Consider the following 4,229-nt stretch of genomic DNA (forward strand, 5'->3'; position numbering starts at 1 on the left):
ACGCCGGGTCGATGCCATATTCGTCCTGCAGGATACCGCGGATCCAGACCGGCGCGGTCATCTGATATTCCGGGACGCCGATGCGCTTGCCGACAAGGTCGGACGGTTTTTCGATGCCGCTCTTGGCCGACACGAAGATGCAGGAATGACGGAAGAAACGTGACGGGAACACCGGGATGGCGATAAAGTCTGGATTGTCCCGGCCCAGAGTCACGCAATACGATGACATCGAAAGCTCGGCGGCATCGAACTCGCGATTGCGCAGCATCCGGAAGAACGTTTCCTCGACGGACAGCACCATCAAGCCGCTATTGTGTAATCGAGACCGATATCGGCAGCCGGTGCGCTCTGCGTAATGCGGCCGACGGAGACGTAAGTAACTCCCGTTTCCGCGATCGCACGGATGGTATCGAGCCGCACGCCACCTGACGCTTCGATCGGCACGCGGCCCGCAACCAGCGCCACACCCTCGCGCAGCATTTCGACCGACATATTGTCGAAGAGCAGCCGATCGGCGCCTGCCTTCAGTGCCGGCTCGATCTGGTCGATTGTGTCGACTTCGACTTGGACCGGGAGTGCTGACTTGCCCGCCTTGGCCGCGCGCACGGCCGCCTCGATCGAGCCGCAGATCGCGACATGATTGTCCTTGATCAGGATGCCGTCGTCGAGCCGCATACGATGATTGTGCGCCCCGCCCATGCGGGCAGCATATTTCTCAATTGCGCGCAGGCCGGGTATGGTCTTGCGGGTGTCGAGCAGGATGCACGACGTGCCCGCGATCATGTTGGCATAGCTTCGAGTAAGGGTGGCAATACCGGTGAGGTGCTGCAGCGTGTTCAGCGCCGAGCGCTCCGCCGACAACATCGGGCGGGCGCGACCCTCCACGCGCATGATCGGGGCACCCGCCTGGAGCTCATCTCCATCCCTGGCAAGCCGCTCGACCCGGACATCGGGATCAAGGGCCTCGAAGAAGACCTGGGCGAGATCGATGCCCGCAACGGCAATCTGCTCGCGAGTCTGGATCGTCGCGATCAGCCGTGCGTCGGCGGGGATGGTGAGGTCGGTGGTGACATCACCACCTAGCCCCAGATCCTCCTTGAGTACGGACTGGACGAAATGACTGACGGCATCCGCGTCGAGCCCGGCAATGGGCGGCAGGGACATCATCAAGCGCGGACGTCCCCGAGAGCGTCGACATCTGTCGATACGGTCCGCATGATATCCGCCTCTTCGTCCGAGACATTGAGCAGCCGCCAGTCGGTGCCCTTAGGCACGATGCCTTCGAACGACATGAGCTTGGCGTTCGGAATGTGCGGCTCGGTCGTGCCGATCGCCGGCTCGCCCTTTTCCACCGCCTGCGCGGCGCGGTACATCTGTGTGCGGAACGTGAAGATCGCCTTGTCGCTCGACCCCAGGCGATCATCGCCACGATCGGCGAGCGTACCCATCGATTCCCACATCGCCATGTCCTGCGCCGGGATGCCGTAGATACCGGTGAAATCGCCGTCCTTCATGGCTACGCGATCCTGGAGATAGTTGTTTCCTGCGTTGCGCATCTTTTTGAAGGTGATCGGCTCGACATCCTTGCCGATCTCGGCACCGCAGAATTTGCGCCATGCGTCGGTCGAAATGCCTTTTTCGGGATGCCAGGCGACCCAGTAGAACATCGTGTTCTCATCATCGATCGGGACCAGCATCTGGCTCAGATGATATTGGTCATTCGATGGAATGTGGACGGTATAGGGCGCCACATAGAGTGTCATGCGGATATAATCAGTGGCATCGGCGTCGACGATCGGCTTGCGGATCGCGACATAGCGGAAGCCAAAGCTGGTCTTCTGGACCTCAAGGCGTGGCGCCTTGTCGGCCGACGGCCGTAGCCAGGCGGTGTCGGTCGCGGTCGATCCGCTGACCTCGGTTGCCGTCGGCATGTTGGACGAGTGCAGGCTCGAACTGTGCGCCGAGTCGATGGAGCCTTCGAGCACCTGTGCCCAGTTGCATGCGCCATGCATCTTCACGATGCTGATCTTGTCGTCCGGTACGGTCGCCCAGTTGGGCTTGTCGAACGGCGTCACCTGATCGGGATTGCCCATCCACACCCAGACGAACCCGCCGGCCTCCTGGACCGGATAGGCCTTGGTCTTCATCGTGCTGCGCAGCTTGGCGTCGACCGGCTCGGACGACATGTCGATGGCGTTGCCGTTCACGTCGAACTTCCAGCCATGATAGAGGCAACGCAGGCCGCATTCCTCGTTGCGGCCAAAGGCCAGCGACGCGCGGCGGTGCGGGCATTGCTCGTCAAGCGCGCCCAGACGACCCTTGCTGTCGCGGAACACCACCATATTCTCGCCGAGGAGGCGGACGCGCAGCGGCGTACAATCCGGTTCGGCCACCTCTTCGGACATGCACGCGGGCATCCAGTGCTGGCGCATCAGCCTGCCCATCGGCGCGCTGCCCTCGACTCGGGCGAGGATGTCATTTTGTTGGGGTGTCATCGCCTATCCTTATCGCAAAGTGGCTGTGCCAAGGCGCCGTGCCACGAAGGTGTTTCATCCACTTCTTGAAAACACTTCTACATAGAAGTATTGTGCGTTTCAAGCGGGCCGCATTTCAAGGACCGACCTGGCAGATCGAGGATAAACATGAAGGCACTTCGGATCGGCATTGTCGGCCTTGGCCGGGGGTTCATGCTGACGCTTCCGGCGTTGCGCGCGCACCCACGGGTCGAGATCGCCGCGGCGTTCGATCTGCGCGCGTCCCCACGTGCTCAATTCACGCGCGAGTTCGGAGCCAAGTCATATGAAAGCCTGGAGGGGTTGCTCGCCGCCGATATTGATGCCGTCTATATCGCGACGCCACACGAACTGCACGCGACGCAGGCAATCGCGGCCCTCGGTGCGGGCAAGCATGTTCTGGTCGAAAAGCCGATGGCGATCTCTGTCGCCGAGTGCGTCGCGATGGAAGCGGCGGCACGCCGGGCCGGCAAACTGCTCCTGGTCGGCCCCAGCCATGGCTTTGATGCCCCGGTCCGCCGAGCCGCCGAGTTGATCGCCAGCGGCGGCTTTGGTGCGGTGCGGCAACTCACGGCGATGAACTTCACCGATTTCATGTATCGGCCGCGTCGCCCCGAAGAGCTGGACAGCGCGCGTGGTGGGGGCGTTGTCTACAGTCAAGCCGCTCACCAAATTGACGTGGCGCGGCGGCTTGTCGGACGCGATGTGACATTCGTGCGCGCGGTTGCGGGCAATTGGGATTCCAGTCGCCCGAGCGAGGGCGCATATGCCGCGATGATGGGATTCGAGGGTGGGGCTGTCGCATCGCTGACGTACAGTGGCTACGCCCATTATGATTCCGACGAACTGGTTAATTGGATATCGGAACTCGGCCGCGAGAAGGATCCGGAGCAATACGGTGACACGCGGCGCGCGCTCAGGAACCTCGAACCAGCGACCGAAAGCGCTGCCAAGATACGCCGAGCGTATGGCGAGGACGGCGCATCGACCAGCGAACCGCCGGCGCCGTATCATGAGCATTTCGGCTTTGTGCTGGTCAGTTGCGAACGCGCCGATCTCAAGCTCTCGCCCCAAGGCATCACGCTCTATGGCGATGAACACCGTGAGTTTCTCGCGATCGATCCGCCAAGCCTGCCGCGGGTCGAGGTCATCGATGAATTCGTTGAAGGCGCACTCGGTCTGGTCCAGCCGATCCATGATGGCCGCTGGGGCGTGAAGACGGTGGCGTGCTGCGCAGCCCTACTCGAATCGAGCCGCACCGGCAGCGAAATCGCACCCACAGCCATGATTATCGACACTTTGGAGGCCGTTTCCGTATGACTAGATTGAACCTCTCGCTCGCCTGTTGGGGCTATGATCGCACCGAGGCGCTGCTGTCGCAGACGGTCCGCCCCGATGGGATCGATCTCAACTTTCAGGTGCTGTCCGTCGAGGAAACGTTCTTCCGGATGCTGCGCAATCGCGAGTTCGATGCCGCCGAGCTTTCGATGTCATCGTATTGCGTGACTCTGGGCCGGGACAATCCAGACTTTATCGCCATCCCGGTGTTCCCGTCACGTTTCTTCCGTCATTCCTGCATCTTCGTGTCGGCCAAGAGCGGCATCGAAAAACCGTCCGACCTTGTCGGCAAGCGCATCGGCGTCCCGGAATATCAGATGACCGCGCCGGTCTGGATCCGCGGTATCCTGCAGGACGAATATGGCATCGACCCGGCGT

Annotated in this window: 3 protein-coding genes and 2 pseudogenes; 2 read left to right on the forward strand and 3 right to left on the reverse strand. The window is 61.7% G+C overall.

Going from position 1 to position 4,229, the window contains the following annotated elements:
* The 3 genes and pseudogenes from HJG53_RS18145 to HJG53_RS18155 all read right to left on the reverse strand — a co-directional run.
* Positions 1–301, reverse strand: a pseudogene (locus HJG53_RS18145) (ABC transporter substrate-binding protein); the annotation flags it as partial.
* Positions 301–1,167: a carboxylating nicotinate-nucleotide diphosphorylase gene (gene nadC, locus HJG53_RS18150; protein WP_062344525.1), complete on the reverse strand. Its 867-nt coding sequence runs from the start codon at positions 1,165–1,167 to the stop codon at positions 301–303. The gene nadC and the pseudogene HJG53_RS18145, both read right to left, overlap by 1 nt.
* Complete coding sequence (locus HJG53_RS18155; protein ID WP_062344527.1) at positions 1,167–2,495, reverse strand: Rieske 2Fe-2S domain-containing protein; 1,329 nt, start codon at positions 2,493–2,495, stop codon at positions 1,167–1,169. The genes nadC and HJG53_RS18155 overlap by 1 nt, the downstream gene beginning before the upstream one ends.
* A 147-nt stretch (positions 2,496–2,642) precedes the next feature.
* Between HJG53_RS18155 and HJG53_RS18160 the strand changes: the two genes are divergently transcribed.
* Positions 2,643–3,833, forward strand: coding sequence for a Gfo/Idh/MocA family protein (locus HJG53_RS18160; protein WP_062344530.1), 1,191 nt, complete (start codon positions 2,643–2,645; stop codon positions 3,831–3,833).
* Positions 3,830–4,229 (forward strand): annotated as a pseudogene (locus tag HJG53_RS18165) (PhnD/SsuA/transferrin family substrate-binding protein); the annotation flags it as partial. The gene HJG53_RS18160 and the pseudogene HJG53_RS18165, both read left to right, overlap by 4 nt.

Source organism: Sphingomonas sp. ID1715 (assembly GCF_013044515.1).
Classification (GTDB): domain Bacteria; phylum Pseudomonadota; class Alphaproteobacteria; order Sphingomonadales; family Sphingomonadaceae; genus Sphingomonas_B.